This window comes from Variovorax sucrosi (assembly GCF_051216635.1).
Taxonomy (GTDB): domain Bacteria; phylum Pseudomonadota; class Gammaproteobacteria; order Burkholderiales; family Burkholderiaceae_C; genus Variovorax.
The window spans coordinates 16,743-38,850 of sequence record NZ_JBPJZU010000007.1 but is presented as its reverse complement, the minus strand read 5'-3'; the positions used below and the strand labels follow the sequence as shown (position 1 = coordinate 38,850).

20 protein-coding genes are annotated in these 22,108 nt (G+C 67.4%); 8 read left to right on the top strand and 12 right to left on the bottom strand.

The genetic code is table 11. The annotated features are described in order from the left end of the window. Nucleotides 1-13 precede the first annotated feature (13 nt). Nucleotides 14-1,147, bottom strand: a complete 1,134-nt coding sequence (locus ACSFBE_RS14590) for an OmpA family protein (protein ID WP_435491117.1) — start codon at nt 1,145-1,147, stop codon at nt 14-16. A gap of 50 nt (nt 1,148-1,197) precedes the next feature. Next, entirely contained in the window at nt 1,198-3,039 is a 1,842-nt protein-coding gene (locus ACSFBE_RS14585; protein WP_435491116.1) for an Ig-like domain-containing protein, read from the bottom strand. Between the two features lie 265 nt (nt 3,040-3,304). On the opposite strand from ACSFBE_RS14585, the gene ACSFBE_RS14580 reads away from it, so the two are divergent. Further along, on the top strand, nt 3,305-3,469 hold the full coding sequence (locus ACSFBE_RS14580) for a hypothetical protein (RefSeq protein WP_435491115.1): 165 nt from the start codon (nt 3,305-3,307) through the stop codon (nt 3,467-3,469). A 222-nt stretch (nt 3,470-3,691) separates the two neighbouring features. On the opposite strand, the gene ACSFBE_RS14575 is transcribed toward ACSFBE_RS14580, so the two are convergent. Next, nucleotides 3,692-4,684 (bottom strand): LysR family transcriptional regulator, encoded by a 993-nt coding sequence (locus ACSFBE_RS14575; protein WP_435491114.1) that lies wholly within the window; start codon nt 4,682-4,684, stop codon nt 3,692-3,694. 113 nt (nt 4,685-4,797) lie between these two features. On the opposite strand from ACSFBE_RS14575, the gene ACSFBE_RS14570 reads away from it, so the two are divergent. Then, a complete protein-coding gene (locus ACSFBE_RS14570; protein ID WP_435491113.1) occupies nt 4,798-6,030 on the top strand; it encodes an MFS transporter in 1,233 nt (410 codons plus the stop codon). Between the two features lie 19 nt (nt 6,031-6,049). Here the strand turns inward: ACSFBE_RS14570 and ACSFBE_RS14565 are convergent, their stop codons facing one another. The 3 genes from ACSFBE_RS14565 to ACSFBE_RS14555 all read right to left on the bottom strand — a co-directional run bounded on the left by ACSFBE_RS14565 (nt 6,050) and on the right by ACSFBE_RS14555 (nt 10,317). Next, nucleotides 6,050-7,309, bottom strand: coding sequence for an NAD(P)/FAD-dependent oxidoreductase (locus ACSFBE_RS14565; RefSeq protein WP_435491433.1), 1,260 nt, complete (start codon nt 7,307-7,309; stop codon nt 6,050-6,052). Between the two features lie 31 nt (nt 7,310-7,340). Beyond that, entirely contained in the window at nt 7,341-9,095 is a 1,755-nt protein-coding gene (locus ACSFBE_RS14560) for a thiamine pyrophosphate-binding protein (RefSeq protein ID WP_435491112.1), read from the bottom strand. A gap of 79 nt (nt 9,096-9,174) precedes the next feature. Further along, complete coding sequence (locus tag ACSFBE_RS14555; RefSeq protein ID WP_435491111.1) at nt 9,175-10,317, bottom strand: saccharopine dehydrogenase family protein; 1,143 nt, start codon at nt 10,315-10,317, stop codon at nt 9,175-9,177. 390 nt (nt 10,318-10,707) lie between these two features. On the opposite strand from ACSFBE_RS14555, the gene ACSFBE_RS14550 reads away from it, so the two are divergent. Genes ACSFBE_RS14550 through ACSFBE_RS14530 form a run of 5 tightly spaced genes read left to right on the top strand, consistent with a single transcriptional unit; the run spans nt 10,708 to nt 14,256 of the window. Then, nucleotides 10,708-11,508 carry a transporter substrate-binding domain-containing protein gene (locus tag ACSFBE_RS14550; protein WP_435491110.1) on the top strand — a complete coding sequence of 267 codons (801 nt, stop codon included), beginning with the start codon at nt 10,708-10,710 and terminating at the stop codon, nt 11,506-11,508. A gap of 10 nt (nt 11,509-11,518) precedes the next feature. After that, nucleotides 11,519-12,322, top strand: coding sequence for an amino acid ABC transporter permease (locus ACSFBE_RS14545; protein ID WP_435491109.1), 804 nt, complete (start codon nt 11,519-11,521; stop codon nt 12,320-12,322). Between the two features lies 1 nt (nt 12,323). Continuing rightward, nucleotides 12,324-13,118 carry an amino acid ABC transporter ATP-binding protein gene (locus ACSFBE_RS14540; RefSeq protein ID WP_435491108.1) on the top strand — a complete coding sequence of 265 codons (795 nt, stop codon included), beginning with the start codon at nt 12,324-12,326 and terminating at the stop codon, nt 13,116-13,118. Between the two features lie 5 nt (nt 13,119-13,123). Further along, on the top strand, nt 13,124-13,576 hold the full coding sequence (locus tag ACSFBE_RS14535; protein ID WP_435491432.1) for an Lrp/AsnC family transcriptional regulator: 453 nt from the start codon (nt 13,124-13,126) through the stop codon (nt 13,574-13,576). After that, a complete protein-coding gene (locus ACSFBE_RS14530; RefSeq protein ID WP_435491107.1) occupies nt 13,573-14,256 on the top strand; it encodes an aspartate/glutamate racemase family protein in 684 nt (227 codons plus the stop codon). The genes ACSFBE_RS14535 and ACSFBE_RS14530 overlap by 4 nt, the downstream gene beginning before the upstream one ends. A 37-nt stretch (nt 14,257-14,293) precedes the next feature. Here the strand turns inward: ACSFBE_RS14530 and ACSFBE_RS14525 are convergent, their stop codons facing one another. The 6 genes from ACSFBE_RS14525 to ACSFBE_RS14500 form a co-directional block, all read right to left on the bottom strand. Continuing rightward, entirely contained in the window at nt 14,294-15,427 is a 1,134-nt protein-coding gene (locus ACSFBE_RS14525) for an NHL repeat-containing protein (protein WP_435491106.1), read from the bottom strand. Nucleotides 15,428-15,551: 124 nt separating this feature from the next. Then, on the bottom strand, nt 15,552-16,448 hold the full coding sequence (locus ACSFBE_RS14520; RefSeq protein WP_435491105.1) for a peptidoglycan DD-metalloendopeptidase family protein: 897 nt from the start codon (nt 16,446-16,448) through the stop codon (nt 15,552-15,554). 9 nt (nt 16,449-16,457) lie between these two features. Continuing rightward, nucleotides 16,458-17,009 (bottom strand): pseudouridine synthase, encoded by a 552-nt coding sequence (locus tag ACSFBE_RS14515; protein ID WP_435491104.1) that lies wholly within the window; start codon nt 17,007-17,009, stop codon nt 16,458-16,460. Between the two features lie 28 nt (nt 17,010-17,037). Then, nucleotides 17,038-17,538, bottom strand: coding sequence for a hypothetical protein (locus tag ACSFBE_RS14510; RefSeq protein ID WP_435491103.1), 501 nt, complete (start codon nt 17,536-17,538; stop codon nt 17,038-17,040). A 120-nt stretch (nt 17,539-17,658) separates the two neighbouring features. Further along, nucleotides 17,659-19,440: a cytochrome c biogenesis protein DipZ gene (locus tag ACSFBE_RS14505; RefSeq protein WP_435491102.1), complete on the bottom strand. Its 1,782-nt coding sequence runs from the start codon at nt 19,438-19,440 to the stop codon at nt 17,659-17,661. A gap of 37 nt (nt 19,441-19,477) precedes the next feature. Beyond that, nucleotides 19,478-20,827, bottom strand: a complete 1,350-nt coding sequence (locus ACSFBE_RS14500) for an ATP-binding protein (protein ID WP_435491101.1) — start codon at nt 20,825-20,827, stop codon at nt 19,478-19,480. 230 nt (nt 20,828-21,057) lie between these two features. Here ACSFBE_RS14500 and ACSFBE_RS14495 point away from each other — a divergent pair, with 230 nt between their 5' ends. Then, nucleotides 21,058-22,077, top strand: coding sequence for an alpha/beta fold hydrolase (locus tag ACSFBE_RS14495; protein ID WP_435491100.1), 1,020 nt, complete (start codon nt 21,058-21,060; stop codon nt 22,075-22,077). Nucleotides 22,078-22,108: the final 31 nt, after the last annotated feature.

Below are 22,108 nucleotides of genomic sequence, written 5' to 3'. Positions count from 1 at the left end.
CTCGCACCGGTTGTCACGGTGCGCCGGTGACCTCGACCACCACACGGCGATCAGGCTGCAGGCAGGCGATCAACGCCGCGGTCGGCGCGGTGCCTTTGCAGTCTTCCGCACGGGTGACTGGCGCGGTTTCGCCTTTGCCTGTCACAGCGAACCTCTCAGGCGCGAAGCGTCCGCCTGCGACGAAGTACGCCTTCACGGACTCCGCGCGCCGCAACGAAAGCTTCTGGTTGTATTCGGCGGGCCCGAGTCGGTCCGTGTGTCCTTCGATGGTGATGACATCGAACCGCGTACTGCCGATCTCTGCCATGAATCTGTCGAGCGCGCTGCGGCCTTCCGGGCGCAGCGTGGAGGCATCGAATGCGAACAGCGAGTCGGCTGAAAAGCTCATCCGTGGACGCATCGGCGGCGGCGGGACGGGTGCCGGCGGGGGCGGCTCGGCCACCGGGACGGGTGCGACGTAGGCGGACGCCATCGCAGAGCGGGGCGCCGGCGCCGCGGTGCGACCGAAAGGCATGACAAGCGTGACGGAGAACATGTTCACGTCGCCGCGGTTGCCAACCGCATCGTTGATCCGATAGCGTTCTGCCTCACCGCGGATCAGAAATGACGGAGTGATCTCGTACTGAAGGCCGAGGCCGACCTTGTAGTTCGTATCGCGCTTGTGAGGATCGGGGCCGAGAACCTGGACAGCACCCGTCCCGCTGAACCTGTCACTGGCTTTGGCGACTTGTGCACCTACCCGGCCGATGGCGGACAGTCGATCGGTGATCGGCAACGTTCCGACCAGATCGAGGTTGAGGCCGCGCAGCTTGATCTGACCGTTGAGCTCGCCCGCTGGCGACGTGGTGGAGGTGTAGCCGAACTTGCCCAGATCGAAGTAGCCGCCTTCCAGTGCGAAGTAGCGATTGAACTGATAGCCGCCGAACAGCTTGAAGGCGGTGCCCCGTTCGTCCAGCGACATCGAGGTGGTCTGCAGGCCCGCGCCGAGAAGACCGGCGGTGATGCGCTCATCGTCGATCCTCGCCCGCGACTGTCCGACGGAAAGCCCGCCGTAGTAGTAACCGCCCTCCTGTGCCAGTGCCGAGGCACCGGACAGCGAAGCGATTGCGGCGGCACCGAGAACACGCAGCATGTGCTTGGAATTCATCGAGGTCTTTCTGGAAGGCGACGGGGGAGCAAGGCAGAGCATCGGACGTGTCATGGCGCGACGATGGTTGTGTTGACCATGGTGACCGACGCGGTCAGACCGATGGCCCGCCCCGTGAGGGTCGTTTGCACCGTCTGCCCGGCCGTGGAGATCGTGACGCCTGCTGGCGCGATGATGGTGCCCACCATCGCGCTGCCATCTTCAATGCGCCCGGCGGAACCAACTTGCCAGAATACGTTGGCCGCCTTCGCACCATTGATCAGGAACACTCGACGCGGGATGCCGGGCAGGCCGACCGTCATCGCGGCGGAACTCTGGAAGACCCAGGTCGCGTTGGCATCACCCAGCGCGTCGAGCGTCAGGTCGCCGCTGGTGATCGCGAAAGTGCCCCCTGCAGCGGTGTAGACGGCGGGCGGCAGAACCAGACCGCCGAGCTGGCCTGCGCCAGGGTCGCTACCGGCCGGCAGCGCAGCGAGTTGGTTGTAGCTTGCTTGAGCGTCTGCGCGAGCCTGGGTGGCGATGTCGAACTTTGCAACGGTGCCGGGTGCGGGCGGTGCGCAGTAGATGGTTCCGTCGACCGCACCGACGTTCAACGGCGTTTCGGTGTAAATGTCGAAGCGATCGTGCAGACCGGTCACGAGCGTGCATGCCGCAGTCGTGCCGAGATTGCCGCCGATCACGGTGTTGATGCCTTGGTTCGTGACCCCGGCGCCGCCGCCGAAGGCTCCGAAGCCCGCGATCGAACGCAAGTCGATCGGTGGCGTGCAGGCTTGCGCGCCCGTCGAGAAACTCCATACCTGGTCGGCCGCCAGAGAATTGCCTGCCAGGTCTCTCACACCCGCTGCACCCGAAGCGACGGTGACGAGCAAGGCCACGTTGGCGGAAAAGCCGGTTGCGGCCGTGGGAGTGAACGTTGCGATGCGATTCAAGGCGTCATAGCTGACCGCGCCGGATACGGCCACGCCGTTCTCGGTCACCCGGAAGGTCGTCGTGTCGATTGAAGCCGGATTCATCGGTTCGCTGAAGCTTGCATTGATCGCTTTGGTGCGGCACACGGCGGTCGCACCGGCAACCGGATTGACCACCAGTACGGTGGGCGCAGTCGCGTCCGCCGTCGATCCGGTGGCGAACGTCCAGACGTGGTTGCCCGCGTTCGGCGCCACAGCGGTGTTCCCTGCCAGTGCATTGCCCGCAGCGTCCGTAGCAGCCGTGGTGATCGTGGCGGTGAACGAGGTGTTCACCGGAAGCGTGGCCGCGGTCGGCGTGAACGTCGCCGTGCGGCTGGAAGCCGAATAGCGCACGGTGCCGCCGATGGGTGCGGCAGGGCTCCCGCCTGTGACGGTAAAGCTGTCGGCGGAGAGCGAGGCGGCGTTCATCGCTTCGCTGAATGTCGCTGTGATGCGGGTGTTGGTCGCCACGCCCGTTGCCGTCGGCGCCGGCACCGTGAGGATCACGGTGGGCCGGGTGGCATCGGGCACGCCCGCGGTCCGGAATCTCCAGCTGAAGTTCGTCGCCAGCGCCAGTCCCGTGGTGTCCCGCGCTGCCGTAGTGACAGTTGCAACGCACAGCGCGCCAGCGGGCAGGGCGGCCGTCGGCGTCAAAGTCGCGGTCGATGACGCCGCGTCGTAAGTGACGGTCGCGCTTATCGAGGCTGCTGCCGGACAGGCCAGCGTGAAGCTGCTGGCCGTGAGGCTGTTCGCGGACATGGGCTTGCTGAACGTCGCCTGCACGCTGCTGTTGGTTGCCACGCCGCTGACCGGGGGCTCATTCGCTGCCGGGGAGGTCGAGGAGACGATCGGGGGCACGCCAAGGACGGGAGGGCCCAGGATCGGGTCGAGTGCACCGGTGCCGCCGCCGCCGCCGCAGCCAAAGAGCAGGAATGCGAGAAGCATCCAGGACCAAGCGAGTGGCGATCGCACGGAGGAACTGCGTGGTGAATTCATAGGTCTTGCTCAAGTGTCCGAGTAGTAAATATCCCTCTGGAGCGTGGCCAGATGCGGAAATGGAATTCATCGGCCGGATGCAATTCAAAGATAAATACACCGGCAAACGTCATGATGCCATGCGCGATAAACGGCGGAAGAAACTTTAATTTCTGTATTCCGTCGTCCAGGGCGCCAAAAAGGACATTCGCCGCTTGCGAATCGGAATTTTCAAGTGGACGCTATTGCCTTTTTAAAAATGCAACGAGTTACCGTGTACTTTCATCTGACATGCCTGCAAAAAACGCACGGCAATTGCTTCGGCAATAGTGGTTTGCGCCAGTCTTCGAAAACGCGTCAGCACGCCGACAAAGCACCGGTGGGCAATCAGCGCGATTGACGAGCGTAATGTAGGACCGCAATCCAAGGCGAAAAAGACTTTCTCCTACGCGTGCTTGAACAATTAAAAGGCAGTCGGGATGGTGAATTAAAAAGCCGGGGATTGGGGCGCCGCTTTCGGGTTTTTGGCGACGAGCATCGATCTCTCGCCTGGAAGTTCAAATGGCAGTCATGGTTCCCAATTTCCGCACGACGCTGCCCGATGTCTTTGGACGCCGCGGCATCAACTGCCGGTCGACAACCCCGTGCTCACCGCGCCGGGTACCGACTCGCGCATGGCTTCCACAAAACGTCGCAGCTTCGCCGGATAGTGGCGCGCATACGGGTACACCAGGTGCATCGGCAGCGGGCTGGCGTGCCATTGCGGCGTCAGGTGCACCAGCCGCCCTGCCGCCAGGTCGTCGGCTACCGCCCAGGCCGACACCACGCTCACGCCCAGGCCCAGCAGCGTGGCGTTGCAGGTCGCGTACAGGCTGTCGGTGCTCAGGCGCGGGGTGATCGGCACGCTGTGCCGTTCGCCGCTCTGCACATGGGTCAAGGTGATGTCGGTCCGGTAGAAACTGCGCAGTGCCAGCCAGGGCAGGGCCGCCAGCTCCTTGGCATGCGATGGCGCCGGCCCATCGCCGAGCACCGACGGCGCCGCCACCACGATGCGCGGTACCTCGGCCAGCTTGATGGCGACCCACTGCGGGTCGCTCACTTCGCCGACATGAATCGCGCAATCCACCGCGTCGGCGATGAAGTCGGGCGCGCGGTCGTGCAGCAGCCAGTCGACCGACATGCGCGGGTAGCGGTGCAGGTAGTCGGCCAGCGGCCTGACCAGCACGTTCTGGCCGAAGGCATGCGGCGCCACCACGCGCAGCGTGCCTTCGGGCTCCGCGCCCGCGCCGCGCAGGTCGGATTCGAAGCTGTCCCAGGCGGCGATCAGCTCCTTGGCGCGCGCGAAGCAGCGCTCGCCGTCTTCGGTGAGCTTCATGGCGTGCGTCGAGCGGCTCAGCAGGCGCGTGCCCAGCGACCGCTCCAGCGCCTGCAGGCGGCGGCTCACCGTGGGCTGGGTGGCGCCCAGTTGCGCTGCCGCGGCCGACAGGCTGCCGGCTTCGACGATGCGCACGAAGGTCTGCATCAACTGGATACGGTCGACAGCCACGCCGGGCGCAGAGACTGGCGCCGCGGCGGCGGAGGGCGATGAGGCGATCGGAACGGTCGAGGTAGGCATCGGGTCTTTGCATGCGTTGGGCGTATAAGCATTTTGCGCCAGCCACCCCTACCGCACCACGCGCTTCTTGCGCACACTCCGACCCAGTCTTTCGCAATCAAGGGTTTACCAGTATGTCTCCCATTCAAACCGCGCATACGCCCGCTGCTGCCAGCCCGGCTGCGGCACCGGCTCTGCCCGGCTCGCTCGTCCTGCTGCTCGCCACCGGCGCCGGCCTGGCGGCGGCGACGCTCTATTACTCGCAGCCGATGCTCGGCGTGCTGGGCGCCGACATCCGCGCCTCGGCGCGCGCCGTCGGCTTCGTGCCGACGCTCACGCAGCTCGGCTATGCGCTGGGCATCCTGCTGCTTGCCCCGTTGGGCGACCGCTACGACCGCCGCCGCATCATCCTGATGAAGGCCGCGGTGCTCTGCGTCGCGCTGCTGTTGGCCGGTGCCGCACCGTCGATCGCGGTGCTGCTGGTCGCCAGCCTGGTGATCGGCCTGTCGGCCACGCTGGCGCAGGACATCGTGCCGGCCGCCGCCACGCTGGCACCGGAGGCCAGCCGCGGCAAGATCGTCGGCACCGTCATGACCGGGCTGCTGCTGGGCATCCTGCTGTCGCGGGTGGTCAGCGGTTTCGTCGCCGAGCACTTCGGCTGGCGCACGATGTTCATCGCCGCCGCGCTCAGCATCGCGCTGATCGGTGCGGCTGCCTGGCGTGGCCTGCCGCGCTTCCGGCCGACCACGCAGCTGAGCTACGGCGCGCTGATGGGTTCACTGGTCAAGCTGTGGAAGCGCCATGGTGCCCTGCGCCGCGCCACCTTCGCGCAGGCCCTGCTGTCGATCGGCTTCAGCGCCTTCTGGTCGACCCTGGCCGTGATGCTGCACGGCGAGCCCTTCCATCTGGGCAGCGCGGCCGCCGGCGCCTTCGGCCTGGCCGGTGCGGCCGGTGCGCTGGCGGCACCGATCGCCGGACGCATCGCCGACAAGCGCGGCCCCGAACTGGTCACCCGCCTCGGTGCATCGCTGGTGCTGGCGTCCTTCGCGGTCATGGCGCTCGCGCCGTGGATGCAGCCGCATGCGCAGCTGGCCCTGCTGGTGGTGGGCGCCATCGGCTTCGACCTGGGCATCCAGGCCACGCTGATCGCGCACCAGAGCATCGTCTACAGCATCGAGCCGGCGGCACGCAGCCGCCTCAACGCGGTGCTGTTCGTCGGCATGTTCCTGGGCATGGCACTCGGCTCGGCGCTCGGTGCGCTGATGCTGGCGCAGTGGGGCTGGATGGCGGTGGTCGGCCTGGCCGCGGCATCGGCGGCCGGCGCGCTCGCCGTGCGCCTCTGGCCGGGTGTGGCGCAGGCGCACTGAGCGGGCCTGAAGGGGACAACTACGCCAGAAAGCGCTCGGGCGCGAATGGCCGTGGATCGATCTCGCAGGGCTCGTCGAGCATCAGCGACGCCAGCAGGCGAGCGGTTCCAGGACCGGTGCTGAAGCCGATGTGTTGATGGCCGAAGGCGAGCCACAGGCCGGGGTGCCGCGGCATCTCGCCGACGATCGGCCGACTGTCCGGCAGCGTCGGTCGGCTGCCCAGCCAGGCCTCGGGTTCAAGACGGTCTTCCAGCGGAAATGCTTCGCGTGCCGAGCGTTCCGCAAGGTCGAGTTGCACGAGGTTCTTCGGCGCATCGCGCCGTGTGAGCTGCACGCCGGTGGACAGGCGCAGCCCCTGCGCCATGGGCGACAGCACGTAGGCGCCACCGGTGTCGTAGACGGGCCGTCCGAGCGAGGCGTTGCCGGTGGCGCTGTAGTGCATGTGGTAGCCGCGCTCGAACGCCATCGGCACCGTGATGCCCAGCGCCTTCCGGGCGAATTCGCGGGTCCATGGCCCCAGCGCGAGCACGACCTTCGATGTCTCGTGCACCGCACCGCTCTCCTCGCGGATCTGCCAACCATCGGCTGCACCGGATCGACCGAGCCCGCCGATCGACGCCTGCCGGAGCTGTCCTCCGCGGGAAACGAAAAGTCGGGCATACGCCTCCACGGCGCGGCCGGGGCTGTCCACCGAAGCGCTGTCCTGGATCCACAGTGCGCGCGGAAAGAGAGGCCTCAGATGAGGCTCCAGGTCCGAGAGCTCTTTCGCCTTCAAGACTTGCGTCGCAACGCCGAACTGGTCGAAGGTTTCGCGCGAACGCCGGCTGCTGGCAAAGGCCTGCTCGCTCCGGTAAAGAAACAGCCACCCGTTGGTGCGCAGGCGATGTGCGGCATGGGCCTCGACGAGCAAGCGCCGGTGCTCCGCCATGGAGAGTCGGATCAGCGCATCCAGCGCGGCGGTCGTTTCCCGGAAAACGCTGGCGCGCGTGCTGGAGAGAAAGCGTGCGGCCCAACGGAGGTTCTTGGCGAGGAAGAGGGCGTCGTAGCGAAAGCTCGCTGAAGTGTTCTTCAACAGCTTCGGAAGTGCCGACCACAGTCCGGGATGGTTGAATGGCATCAGCGAACTGCGCGCGATCACCCCGGCGTTGCCGTACGAAGTTTCTCGGCCCGGCTCCGAGCGGTCGAAAAGCGTGACCTCGAATCCTCGCCGTTGGAGTTCCAGGGCGCACGACACGCCGACGATGCCGGCGCCCAGAACGGCAACAGTGTTATTCCTCATCAGGCCGATTCTCACCCGCGCGGAGGAGCCGCTACGCCAGGTACGCGACGTCTTCGGGCTGCAGCGCCAGCGGATCGCGCTCTTTCCTGGCGAGCCAGGAATACACCGGTGGCACGCGGTCGGCCAGCGACTCGATGCGGATGTCCATGAGGCAGGGGCCGTCGTATTCAAAAGCCTCGCCCAGCGCCGCAATCAACTGCTCGGGCGTCTCGACCGTCCAAGCCTTGATGTCGAAGGCTTCTGCGATCGCCTGACCGCGTGGTGGCAAAAAATCGACGCCGAAGCACTCGTCATGGCCCTTGAGGCGGTGCAGGCCCTTGATCCATCCGAAGCAGCCGTTGTTGAACAGCATCAGGAGTGCAGGCACCTTCTTGCGCACAAGTGTTTCGAGCTCGCCCACCGCCATGTTGAAGGAGCCATCGCCGAACATGCCGATGGGGCGCCGGCTCTTGTCCGCATACCATGCGCCGACGACCGCGGGGATGGCCGAACCGAGCCCGCCAAAAGCGCGTGGGATGACGAAGCGGGTGCGACGATCGCCGATGCGCAGGAAGCGCGTCATGTAAGGCGTCGGTGTGCCGGCATCGGACAGGATGTGGACGGCCCTGCCATGCTGCTCGAGGCGACGGTTGAATTCGCGCACCACGCGCTCGGGCCGCAGCGGCACGTCGTCGAGCGACAGCACCGACTCGGCATGCGCCCAGAAGTTCGCGCGGTACGCGTTGAGGTGGTCGACCCAGTCCTGGTGCTTCGAGGTGTCGAAGTCCGTGGGCACTTCTGTCAGCATTTGCCGCAGCACGAGTCGAGCGTCGCCGGCAATCGACAGCAGGTTCTCGTAGTTGTTGGCCAGGCGCTCGGGATTGATGTCGATCTGCACAACGCGCTTGTTCAGCGTCGTCTTCGGAAAGGTCCATCCCACGGTGACCACCGAGCCCATGCGCGAACCGATGAAGACGACGAGGTCGGCCTCTTCGAGCGCGCGGTTGGCATGCGGATGAAAGCCGTTGTCGCCGATCACGCCGATGGCCAATGGATGCTCGTCCGGCAAGGCACCCTGGCCGGTGATCGTGTTGACGACCGGAATGTTCAGCCGCACAGCGACATCGGTCAGCACGCTGCCGGCGCAGGAGCGGTTCACGCCGCCGCCCGCCACGAACAGCGGCTTGCGCGCGGCCTGGAGCAGGTCGAACAGCGCGTCCAGCTTGCCGGGTGCCGGCGCCATCGGAAACGCGGGGAAGGTCTTGCACTCCGGTTCGGCATGCAGAGAGATGCTGGCCGGGTCGATCTCGGCGAGCAGCATGTCCTCGGGGATCTGCAAGTGCACGGCGCCGGGCGTGCCGGAGCAGGCGACGCGGAAGGCGCGCCGGATGATCTCGGGCAGCTTGTCCGCCGACTTGACCTGCACCGACATCTTCGTGACGGGTTCGAAGAGCTTCGCGCAATCGAGTTCGGTGATCATGCCGCGGCCTTCGCCGGGCAGCGGCAGGTCGATCGTCAACAGGATGACCGGCACGGAGGACGCGTTCGATTCGGCAAGTGGCGGCAGCGAGTACATGGCGCCGGCCCCCGACGGGCATTCGAAGATGCCGGGCTTGTCGGTGAGGCGCGCATAGGCGTCGGCCATGTAGCCTGCGGAGCGCTCGTCGCGCGCCATCACGTGCTCGATCTCGTTCATGCGGCGCTGCAGTGCCTCGTAGAACGGGACGTTGGTGTCCCCGGGCACGCCGAAGAGGACGTCGACGTCGTAGTTGATCAACATTTGCACGAGCACATCTGCACCACGCATGGGTAGCTCCAATTTCAGAAGGGATGAAGAGAACGAAGCGGTTGCCGCCCCCTTTCGGCGGCCGGCACTGCAACGGCGATCAGGTGCTCGCGGGCTCGCGCTCGGGCCGGGGCGCCGGGGCGAACGACGCCACGCCGAGGCCTTGGTAGTAGTGGCCGACCTGGGTGGCCAGGAACTCACCGAGTGGCGCCTGCTCCTGGCCGACGAAGCCGCGCGACGGGAGCCGGCCTTGCCGCAGCAGCTCGAACACGCCGACGACGCCCGCGGCCGTGGTCAGTTCGATGGCGGTGCGGTCCTTGCCGCGCAGCGGCGCGCCGAACACGCGTCCGACGCGCGTTTCCTGTTCGAAGCGCCCGTGGCGCCGGCCCGACGCCGAGGCGAAAAGAATCACCACGTCTTCCCGGCTGTGCGGAACGGCATGTTCGAGCACTTGGCGCAGCAGATCGCGGCGCTCGATCAGCCGCAGGTCGTGCAGCAGGAAGTTCATGGCGTCGCGATGGCCGGGATAGCGCATGGTCTTGTAGTCGAGGTTGCGCACCTTGCCTTCGAGCGTCTCGCACAGCGTGCCCAGGCCGCCGGAGGTATTGAAGGCTTCGAAGGCTTCGGCGTCGAGCGTGAAGGTCTCGTGTCCTTCCATCGGCTGCACCGACACCCGTTGGCCATTCACGATGGCGTCGCATGGGTTGCAGTACTCGTTGATGACGCCGTCGATGCTCCAGGTGAAGTTGTAGCGCAGGCTGTTGGTGGCATTGCGCGTGAGGGCGCCCACGCGCAGCCGCAGGTCGTAGAGCTCGTCGAAGCGGCTGGCGAGATAGCCGCCGAGCATGCCGATCACGCCGGGTGCCAGGCCGCTCTGGGGCATGAGGACCGAGGTCGCCGTTTTCGAGATCTCGCGGATGGCTTTGGTCGCCGCCACGTCTTCCGTGAGATCGAAATAGTGCACGCCACACGCCGCCGCTTCGGTGGCCACGCGCTGCGCGAGAAAGAACGGCAGGCAGTTGATCACCGCGGTGTGCGCGCGGAGCGCCGTGCGCAGGTCTTCGGTGCTTTCGACATCGAGCACCAGGGGCCGCACCAGCGGGTCGCTGTCGTTGCCCTGGCCCGGCCGAACGTCGGCCAGCGTTACGGGCGTGCGGTGGTATTCCGCGATCATGTCGGCCACAGTGCTGCCGACCTTGCCGGCGCCCAGGACCAGCACGTTTTCGATCTTCACCTTCGTCATTTCAGTTCTCCTGCGGGCACCGTTGCCCTGTAAAAGAACTGTAAAAGCGAGTCTTGGCAGATGGTAGAGAGCAGAACGGCGAAAGCACGGTGCGCTTCGTCGATCCGACGGCGCTGTTCGTCATGTTGGCCGCTGCGGGCTCGACATGCGTCGCAGTGCGCTTCCATGCCGGGGCCAACGACCAAGCGCTTCGCCGAGATGCATTTCGTCAGCGATGCTGACGCTATGACGAGAGAATGACGCCGTCGTGACGATGTGCCGCGTTGATTGTGACAGTCCGGACTTCTAGACTTGGACCCGCGGTGAAGCGACTTTTATTATTTTTTTATGGCGAACTTCTTGCTTGGAGTGAATGTGCTGCTGACCAAACGAATCCTTTTTCGTGCCCTCGTGGCTGTGACAACCCTGTGCGCGCTGGGCTCGACCTTCGCCCAGGAAGCCGAGAACTCACTGGCCCGGGTGCAACGCACCAAGGTGCTGCGCGTCGGCGCTGTCGCCGGTGCCATTCCATACTTCGCCAAGGACATCAGCACCGGCAAGTGGGAAGGCTTCGGGCCCGACTTCGCGGAGAGCCTGGCGCAAAAGCTCGGCGCCAAGGTCGAGTACGTCGAGACCACCTGGGGCAACGCGGTGCTCGACCTGCAGTCCAACAAGATCGATGCCATGTTCGGCATGGCCCCGACGCCGGCCCGCAAGGAAGTCGTGGGCTTCTCCGACACCCTCTTCGACAACACCTACACCGTGGTGTGCAAGAAGGGCATCCCGCTGAAGACCTGGGACCAGCTCAACGCGCCCGACATGAAGATCGTCGTGGATGTCGGCTCCAGCCACGACCAGCTTGCGACCCGCGTGCTGCCCAAGGCGGACGTCTCTCGCCTCGAGAACTCGGGCGCCGCCACGATGTCGCTGCAGGCAGGGCGCTCGGATTGCCAGGTTCTCGTGATCCTGCTCGCCCAGCCGCTGCTCGCGAAGCGTGCATCGATCGGCACCATGTACATCCCGGAGCCGGTCTACACCGCGCCGGTGAGCATCGGCCTGCGCAAGGAGAGTGACACCGGCATGCAGAAGGCCGTCAACGCCTGGCTGGCCGAGGTGCGCGCGAAAGGCGAAGTCCGCGGCGTCATCCTGAAGAACATGGAAAAACTCGCGGGTGTGCCCGCCAGCGCATTCCCGCCCGAAATCAAGTTCTGAGGACGCCTCGATGGACCGCGTGGAATCTTTGAGCGAGCCGAAGCGCCGCTCCCACCTGGGCACGGCCCTGCTGGTGGTCCTGGCCCTCGCAGGTGGCTGGGCGGCCCTGAAGCACCTCTTGGGCGGGAGCTCCGGGATCGGTGCGGCCGGCTACGACTGGGACTTCGGCGTGCTCTGGAAATACCGTGGACTGCTCGTCTCCGGCCTGCTCTACACCTTGCTCTTCACGGTGATCTGTGTGGTCCTCGGGTTGCTCGTTGGCTTGGTGACGGGCTTGGGCCGACTGTCCAGCAACCCGCTCATCACCGCGCCGCTGCGCGCTTACATCGAGGTCTTTCGCTGCACGCCCGTGCTGGTTCAGCTCGTCTGGTTCTACTACGCGTTGCCCGTGCTGACCGGACTCGAAATGTCGGCGGTGGTGGCCGCCACGCTGTGTCTGTCGCTGTACGGCGGGGCTTTCTATTCGGAGATCGTGCGCGGCGGGATCATCTCCATCGATGCCGGCCAGACCGAAGCCGCGAAGGCCATCGGCATGACGCGGCTGCAACTACTGTGGCGCGTGATCCTGCCGCAGGCGTTCAAGAAGATGGTGCCGCCGTTGATGAATCAATCGATCATGCAGCTGAAGAACACCTCGCTGCTGTCGGTGCTTGCCGTGCCCGACCTGCTCTACCAGGGGCAGGTCATCGCCCACGACACCTACCGGCCGTTGGAGCTCTACACCTTCATCGCGATCGCCTATTTCGCAGTTCTGCTGCCCATCACGATCTGGGCCAAGCGCATGGAATACGGCGCCCGTCCCAGCGAGGTTTGACATGGACCGCCCTCTGATCGAAATCTCCAACCTGAAGAAAGCCTTCGGGCAGAACATCGTCCTGAAGGACATCTCGCTGCAGATCGAGCGCGGCCAGGTGGTCGCGATGATCGGGCCCTCCGGGTCCGGCAAGTCGACGCTGCTGCGGTGCATCAACCTGCTGTCGATCCCCAACGGTGGCCGCATCACGGTCGGCGCGCAGACCATCGAGTTCGACGGCGCGCGAACCGCGTTGCCCAACGAACGCAGCCTCGCGCGCTTCCGGGCCTCCACGGGCATGGTGTTTCAGCACTTCAACCTTTTTCCCCATATGACGGCCCTTGGCAACGTCATGGAGGGGCCGGTCACCGTGTTGAAGACGCCCAAGGCGCAGGCCGAGGCCGAAGCGCGTGCGCTGCTGGCCAAGGTGGGTCTGCTCGAACGCGCCGACTACTACCCCGACAAGCTCTCGGGCGGACAGAAGCAGCGCGTGGCGATCGCACGTGCGCTGGCCATGAAGCCCTCGGTCATGCTGTTCGACGAAGCGACTTCCGCGCTCGACCCGGAGCTTGTCGGCGAAGTGCTCAATGTCATCAAGGGCCTGGCCCGTGAGGGAATGACGATGATCCTCGTGACGCACGAGATCGGTTTTGCGCGCGAAGTGGCCGACCAGGTGATCTTCATGCGCGATGGCGTCGTCGCAGAATGCGGCCCGCCGAGCGTCGTGATCGACAACCCACGACAGCCATCGACGCGGGCCTTCCTCGGGCGTTTCAAGGCGTCGTCGGAAGCTGCCGGTGTCGATACAGTGGCGTGACCGACATGGATCTACGACTCGACGACCTGGATCGCTATTTGTTGACGCTGCTGCAAGGCAATGCCCGCGAGCCTGCTGCCAACCTTGCGCGCAAGCTCAAGGTCGCCCGCACCACCGTCGTCGCACGTATCGCACGGCTGGAGCGTGAAGGTATCGTCGCGGGTTATGGCGTGCGCCTCGGTCAACGGCTCGAACACGCCGCGGTGCGAGCCTTTTGCGGGTTGAGCGTGAATGCGAAAGGGGCGGCGGCGATCATCAAGGCGCTCGAGCGGCTGCCGGAAGTGGAAGAGGTCTGGGCCGTGAGCGGCCAATTCGATTACATGGTCCTGTTGCAATGCAGCACCCACGAACGGTTGGACGCGCTGCTCGACCAGGTGGGGCAGATCGACGGTGTCAAGCAAACGCAAACATCCATCGTACTGAGCCGCAAGATCGATCGCCGCAGTACGGTGCAATGAAGTCGGACGCGTTTCTCGGCGTGCTGATGCTCGACACACGCTTTCCACGGCCTGTGGGCGACATCGGCAGTCCCGAAACCTTCCGCCGCCATGGCATCCCCGTCCGGTTCCTTGTGGTCGAGGGGGCGTCGCCCGAGCGCATCGTGAAGCAGGCAGATCCGGCGTTCCTGAAACCCTTCGTCGAAGCCGCTCAGGCCATGGCGGCGCAAGGCGCGGTGATGATCACGACCAGTTGCGGCTTCCTGGCTGCTTACCAGCACACGCTGGCGGCGGCCGTGGCCGTTCCTGTCGTCACGTCGAGCTTGCTGCAATGCAAGGATCTCGCACGACCAGGCATCCTGACCTTTGACGCCGATGCGCTGAGCCCTCAGATCCTCGCCGCGGCGGAGGTGCCGCCGGCGACGCCTGTGCAAGGCGTGGCGCCAGGGTGCGAATTCCATCAGCGCATCCTTCACAACGAAACGCAACTCGACGTCGTGGAGGCCGGCCGCAACGTGGTCGACGCCGCATGTCGCCTCGTCGCTCGTTTCCCGTCGATCGAGAACATCGTGCTCGAGTGCACCAACATGCCGCCCTATCGCGATGCGGTCGCGCGCGCGACCGGGCGGCGTGTGCACGACATTGAGACACTGCTGGTGGCACGGTGGGCGAATCGCGCCGCCCTGAAGTCGACGAAGTAAACGAAGGTCCTCGGTCGGCGCATTGAGCGGGCGGACGTCAGGGCTGGCGCACGAACTTCTGGGCCCGCTTGCCGGTGTCGACCTCGCCGGCGTACAGATGGCCCTGCGAGTCGACGGCCAGGTCGTGCACCCAGTGCAGCTCGCCGGCATAGCGGCCCGGCCGACCCACGCTGCCGACCACCGCGCCGGTCGCGCGCAGCAGCGTGAGGATCTGGTTGTTGCGACCGTCGGCCATGTGCAGGAAGCGCTGTTGCGGGTCGCGCGACAGCACCAGGTCCCACACCGCGCCGTTGCCCGCGGTCAGTGGCTCGACCGAAAACTCCTTGACGTAGCTGCCGTCCTTGCGGAACACCTGCACGCGGTTGTTGAGGCGGTCGCACACGTACACCAGCCCGTCGCGCGCCACGCGCACCCAGTGCACTGGGCTGCCGAAGGTGGTGAGCTGCGTGGCGGTCGGCGGGGCGGTGCGGCGGCCGTCGGGCGGGCCGACCGCGATCGGTGGCTTGCCGTAGGCGCCCCAGTGGCGCTTGTAGGCACCGGTCTCCGAATCGAACACGATCACGCGGTTGTTGTGGTAACCGTCGGCCACGTACACCTCGCGCGCATCGATGTCGACCTCGACGCCCGCGGCGCGGCCCAGCCGTGTGGTGTCGGCGCTGCCGGTTTGCGGGCCGACCTTGCCGATCTGCAGCACGAAGCGGCCATCGGGCGTGAACTTGAGCACCTGCCCGTCGTTGTTGCCGTTGCCGGTGATCCAGACGAAGCCCTTGGCGTCGACGTGCATGCCGTGCTCGTTCTCGGGCCAGTTGTAGCCGGCGCCGGGGCCGCCCCACGACCGAAGCAGGTTGCCCGCCGCGTCGAACTCCAGCACCGAGGGGGCCGGCACGCAGCACTTCGAATGCGGTGGGTTGAGCGCAGCACCGCGCTCGTCCTCGGTCAGCGTGCCCGGGCGCTGCAGCACCCAGATGTGGTCCTGCGCATCGGTCGCGATGCCGCTGACCTGGCCGAGGATCCAGTTGTTGGGCAGGGGCTTGGGCCAGTTCGGGTCGACGCGGAAGGTCGGCGCCGCCACGTTGCTTGTCGACGTTGCGCAGCTTGCCAGCGCGACGATGGCGGCCGTGGCCGCGAGGGCGCGCAGCGCGTGCGCTGCCATGCGTGAAGTGAAGCTCATGTCTCGCGTCTCCTGTTGTTCTCGAGGAGATCGATCATCACGGCGTGTCGGGCGTGGGACAACCCGCAGCGCGCCGCGTGGCCTGATCGTTTACCCGGTCTGTTCGTTCGTGACCAGGACGTCACTAGGCCGTCACGAACAGCGCCGGGTCCACCATCGTGCGGTTGAGCATCACGCCCCAGTGCAGGTGCGGCCCGGTCACGCGGCCGGTGGCGCCCACGGCGCAGAAGCGGTCGCCGGTCTGCAGCAGGTCGCCGACCTTCACGTCGATGGCGCTCAGGTGGCAGTACATGCTCAGCAGGCCGCGGCCGTGGTCGAGCCACACCGTGCCGCCGTTGAAGAAGTAGTCGCCGGTGTCGATCACGCGGCTCGGAAGCGGGGCACGCACCGGCGTGCCGGTGCCGGCGGCGATGTCCATGCCGCTGTGCGGATTGCGCGACTGGCCGTTGAACACGCGGCGCAGGCCGAAGGAGCTCGAGCGTCGGCCGGGCACCGGCACCGCCATCTTCAGGTCGATCGGCAGCGGCTCGGTGAAGGTCGCCATCACGCGGGCCTGGTGGTCGCGCTCGCGCTCGTAGCGCGCCTGGTCGGCGGCCGACAGATCGACCGTGTCCGGCGCCACCTTCAGGCGCTGCTCGCTGTAGCGCTTGGGGGCGATGGCGTAGGCGATGGACCGTTCGCCGCCGCCGTCGGTGCGCACCACGATGCGTGCACTGCCGACCGGGGCCGCCAGCGGAATGCCGACCAGCGCGGTCCACTCGATCGGGTCGCCGGTGACCAGCAGCGGCACGTCGGCTTCGGTGTGCGCCGTCGGGCGCGCCGCCGCCGGGCCGAGCGACAGCCGCACCACGCCGCCCGGCACGGCGGAGGCCTGCGGCCAGAGCTCGGGCGCGGTCACCGGCGGCGCCGCATGGGCGGGCATCGTCGGCAGCAGCAGGGCGCCGAGCGCGCCGAGCAGGGCGGTGCGGCGCTGGGAGGCGTGCGAAGCGTGAGAGAAAAGAGAAGGGTGGGGGAAGACCATCGGGCAAGTCTAGCGAGCGGCCCAGGCGCCCGGCGCCAGGCCGTCCAGTGTGTAGGGCCCGATGGCCGCGCGGATCAGCCGCAACGTCGGGTGCCCGACGGCCGCTGTCATGCGCCGCACCTGGCGGTTGCGGCCTTCCTTGATCGCGAGTTCGATCCAGGTGGTGGGGATGGCCTGGCGCACGCGGATGGGCGGGTCGCGTTCCCACAGGCCGGGCGGCGCGTCGAGCAGGCGCGCACGGGCCGGGCGCGTCGGGCCGTCGTTGAGCGTCACGCCATCGCGCAGGGCGGCCAGCGCCGCGTCGTCGGGCATGCCCTCCACCTGCACCCAGTACACCTTCTCCATCTTGAAGCGCGGGTCGGCGATCTGCGCTTGCAGCTTGCCGTCGTCGGTCAGCAGCAGGAGGCCTTCGCTGTCGGCGTCGAGGCGGCCGGCGACGTACACGCCGGGCAGGTCGATGAAGTCCTTCAGCCCCTGCCAGCGGCCTTCGGGCGTGAACTGGCTCAGCACGCCGTAGGGTTTGTTGAAGCGGATGAGGCGGGGAGCAACGGAAGAAACCATGGGGCGCCGAGGATAGCGCCCATCGGTTTCACTCGAGCTTCCGATCCTCGCGTTTCGCCTCCTCCATCGCCTCGGGCTCGAGTTCCTCGGCCGAGCGGTTCAGGTGGATGAAGACCCCCCAGCCCGCCAGCATCAGGCCGACCGCGGCGAAGACGGCCGCCGCATGGAGCATCAGCTCCGGCTTCTCGCGCGCCTTGAAGGTCGCGACCAGCGCCTCGACCGCGATGGCCACGACGATCACCACCATGAACCGCGACAGGAAGCGCCGCACCCGCGTCGGTGCGCTGATGTGCGCGTCGCGGATCACCTCTTCCTCGGTGATGGTCTGAGAGATCTGCAGCGCGACGACCGCGGCGGCCAGCAGGCCCATCGCCTCGATGATGGCTTCGCCGGCTGTGGTGTCGATGCTGCCCACCACCGCCATCCAGCCGTTGTGCGCCGCCACCACCATGAGCGCGATGCCGGCGCCGGCGAACAGCAGCGCCATCAGCGCATGGATGAGGGAGTACAGGCGCAGGAAGTTTTTCATCGGGGTCGGAGCCTGGACGGCAAGGGCAGGGTGTGAGGCATTCTGGCGTGCCGCGCCGGCACCGCATGTCAGCCGCGGGCGCGAAGCGCCGGCTGCGCCGGGGGGGGCCGCCGCGCGCGCTCAGCCGAAGGTGAAGGCGTAGGCCTGCGCGCCGGCGTCGAGGAACTCGATCTCGAACAGGCGCGGCTTGCCGTTCTCGCGCTGGCGCACCAGCTGGTAGAGCTTCTGCGCCTCGATGGTGCCGTTGCCTTCGGCGTCGGTGTCGGCGCCGTGGTCGGGGCCCGGTGGCCGGCCATCGATGCGCACGCGGAATCGCACGGGTTGGCCGTTGTCCGCCGGGCCCAGCACCAGGTGCAGGTCGCGTGCCTGGAAGCGGTAGGCGATGCGCCCCAGCGGGCGCGCCAGCACCGCCGTTTCCTTTTGCACCTTCCAGTCGCCACTGAGGGCCCACTCGTTGGTGCGCAGCGGCGATGCTGGCGCATAGGAGGTCACGCGGTCGGGCACGATGCCGCCCGGCGTGGCGAAGCCGCTGGCGCGTTCGTAGCCGAGGTAGGTCTCGCCGGAGCGGGCCGGTGTCGCGCCCGGTGCCGCCTGCGTGCCTTCGCCCTCGGGCGCGGCCAGCGTCCACGGCACGCCGGTCTGTCCCGCCTCGGCCAGCAGGCGCTGGATCACGCGCTCCATCTGGTCGTAGTCGCCTTCGCCCGCCGCCCGATGGCGCACCCGGCCCTCTGCATCGATGAAGTAGAACGCCGGCCACGACTGGTTGCCGAAGGCGCGCCAGACGGCGAAGTCGCTGTCCAGCGCTACCGGGAAGCCGATGTGCAGGTCGCCGACGGCTTTCTCCACGTTGGACCTGCGCTTCTCGAAGGCGAATTCCGGCGAATGCACGCCGACCACCACCAGGCCGGCGTCCTTGTACTTTTCGGCCCAGGCGCGCAGGTAGGGCAGCGTGCGCAGGCAATTGATGCAGGAGTAGGTCCAGAAGTCGACCAGCACCACCTTGCCGCGCAACGCGTCGGCGCCGAGCGCTGGCGAGTTGATCCAGCCGGTGGCGCCGGCCAGCGCCGACAACGGGCCGTCGGCGCGCGGGCCACGAGCGGGCGATGGCGCCTGCGCTGCGACCTTCTGCATCGGGCTTTCCGGCTCGGTCGCATCGCTCGTCGGCTGCGCCGGGGGCGGGGCGAGCCGGTCGACCAGTGCCTGTTCGAGCGTGCCGGTGGTGCCGATCGACAGGCGCGACAACCATCCCGTGTCCAGCCCCAGCGCGATCGCGCCCACACCCAGCAGCACGGCCGCACCGGCGACCTGCCGCACCCGCTCGCCGGTGCGCAGCGAGCCCTTCATGCGCTCGAACACCCGCCGGCCCAGCAGCAGGGCGGCGGCCAGCGAGGTGCAGGCGCCGGCGGCATAGGCGAGCAGCAACAGCGAGGTGCCGACGCTCGCGCCATTCAGCGCGGCACCGGTCAGAATCAGTCCGAGGATCGGCCCGGCGCACGGCGCCCACAGCAGCCCGGTGCCCACGCCCAGCAACAGCGGCGACAGCCAGGAGGCCGAGGCACCGGATGCATTCGATGGCGATGCCGCCAGGCGCTGGCCCCAGGCCACCAGCGGCCGGCTCAGCCGGTCGGCCAGCGCCGGGAACAGCAGCGTGAGCCCGAACAGCGCGAGCAGGGCAATGGCGGCGGTGCGCCCGTATTCGTTGAGCGTGACGACCCAGCCGCCCCCGACCGCCGCCAGCGTGGCGATGGCCGCGAAGGACAGCGCCATGCCCGCCAGCATCGGCAGGCCATGCGCGCGGAAGGGGCGGTCGGCCCGCGCGAAGACGAAGGGCAGCACCGGCAGGATGCAGGGGCTCAGGATGGTGAGCACGCCACCGAGGTAGGCGAGGGCGAGGATGAGCATGGTCGGGGTCTCCGGCGTCGGTTCTCAGGCGTGGATCTCAAGTGGATTGGCGGGGCAGCGTGAGCCGGGCTTCGAGCCCGCCTTCCGCACGGTTCAGGAGCACGAGCTGGCCGCCCATCGCGACCGCGAGCTGATGCGCGATGGCCAGCCCCAGCCCGGTGCCGCCGGTGCTGCGGTTGCGCGAGCCCTCGACGCGGTAGAAGGGCTTGAGCACCGCCTCCAGCTCATCGGGCGGGATGCCCGGCCCGTTGTCGATCACCGCCACGACGAAGCGCTCGGCCGCATCGGCGCGCAACTGCACCTGCACCTGGCTGCCGAAACTCAGCGCGTTGTCGACCAGGTTCGCCACGATGCGCCGCAGCGCGTTCGGCCGGCTCACCACGGGTGCGCCGAGCTGGCCTTCGAGCCGCACCGGCTGCCCGGTGTCCGCATAGTCGGCGACCAGGCTGCCGAGCAGCGCATCGGCATCGATGCGCGACGCCGGCTCGGTGGTGCCGTGCAGCGTGCGCGCATAGGTCACGCCTTCCTTCACCAGCACGCTCATCGCGTCCAGGTCGTGGCGAAACTTGCGCTGCTCCGGCCCCTCGTCCATCAGGTCGGTGCGCAGCCGCATGCGGGTGAGGGGGGTCTGCAGGTCGTGCGAAATCGCCGCGAGGATCTCGACCCGCTCGGCCATGTAGCCGGCGATGCGCTGCTGCATCGCGTTGAAGGCGCGTGCCGCATGGGCGACTTCGGTCGGCCCCTGTTCGTCGAGCCGGCGAGCCTTCAGGTCGGGGCCCAGTTCATCGGCGGCCGACGCCAGCTGAGCCAGCGGCCGCGTGACCAGCCGCACGGCCTGCCAGACGCACAGCGCCAGCACCAGCAGTTGCAGCGCGAGCAGCCACAGCACCCACGGCGACAGCGGCATGTCGGCGCGCCTGGCCATCACGACGACGGTCGAGCCGTCGCCGAGCCGCACCTCGATCTGCAGCCCCTCGGGTTGCGCGACCTGGCCGACCTTGACGATCTCGAAGGGCCGCAGCGCCTCGACGATCGCCTTTGCGAAGGCCTGCGAGGTGGCGCTGTCGGGCGCGGTGCCGACGGCCTGGCCGTTGAGCACGAAGCGGTAGTTGCGCCGCTCCAACCTTGCCAGCCAACCTTCGCGTTCCGCGGCCGGCAGGCGGTCGAGGATCGCGATGGAACTCGCGATGTCGCGTTCGATGCCGATCATCATCAGCTCGCGCATCGCCATGCCGCGTTCGTAGCGGACGGCCGCGAAGGTCAGCAGCTGCGCGATGGCCAGGCCCACCACGATGATCAGCGTGACCCGCGCGAACAGCGAGCGCGGCAGCAGCCGTTGCCATGCGGCGGTGGGAAGGGGCGAAGAGGAGGGTGCTGGATCGGGCATGGCGCCGTTTATAGACCCCGCATCGCGTTGCCGCCGTGCCTGTGTATGGCAGTGTGTCCGGCGACCACCGCGACACGGAACATTACCTGCCGGCCCCTTTTGTATGCCTGTGTATCTGGCGCGTCCGACATACACGGGCATACAAGAAGCCGGTTTCCGAACACATCGCGAACACATGCGGTGCATCCAATGGCGGCTCCCACAACACAGACAGAAAGACAGGAGCACGCATGTCCCACCCTTCCATCGACCTTCAACGACGCCTGCTGCTGGGCGGCGCCGTCGTCGGCCTCGCCGCTGCAGAGCTCGGACTCATGGGCGTGGCGAATGCCGCGAGCCCGACGCTGCCCGCGTTCGGCCCGGTGCGGCAGATCCGCGCGGGCGAGCTCGACGTCGGCTATGTCGAGATGGGGCCGGCCGACGGCGTGCCGGTGCTGCTGATGCACGGCTTTCCGTACGACATCCACAGCTATGCCGAGGTGGCACCGCTGCTCGCGGCCCAGGGCTGTCGGGTCATCGTGCCGCACCTGCGCGGCCACGGCAGCACCCGCTTCCTCGACAGCGCCAACCCGCGCTCGGCGCAGCAGGCCGCGGTGGCGCTGGACCAGATCGCATTGCTCGACGCCCTGAAGATCGACCGGGCGGTGATGGTCGGCTACGACTGGGGCGCGCGCACCGCCTGCATCCTCGCCGCGCTGTGGCCGGAACGCTGCCTCGGCCTGCTGTCGGTCAACGGCTACATCATGACCAACCGGCCCGGCAACCAGTTGCCGCTGCCGGCCAAGGCGGAACACGGCTGGTGGTACCAGTACTACTTCGCGCTGGAGCGCGGCCGGCTCGGGCTGGAGGCGAACCGGCGCGACATCGCGCGGATTCTGTGGACCACGAACTCGCCGAAGTGGGCCTTCGACGACGCGACCTTCGCGCGCACCGCAGCGTCCTTCGACAACCCGGACTACGTCGCGATCGTCATCCACAACTACCGCTGGCGTCTCGGCCTGGCAGACGGCTTCCCGGCCTACGAGGCCAACGAGAAGAAGCTCGCCGCCTTCCCGACCATCGGCGTGCCGACCCTCACGATGGACGGCGATTCCGACGGCGTGGTGCCGGCCACCGACGGCAGCGCCCAGGCCGCGAAGTTCACCGGCCCGCGCACCCATCGCGTGGTGAAAGCCGGCCACAACGTGCCGCAGGAAGCGCCCCAGGTCTTCGCCGATGCGGTGATGACGCTCGTGCGCGCCCGCGCCTGACGCTCCCTGATTCCGTTCCCTTTTCCCATTC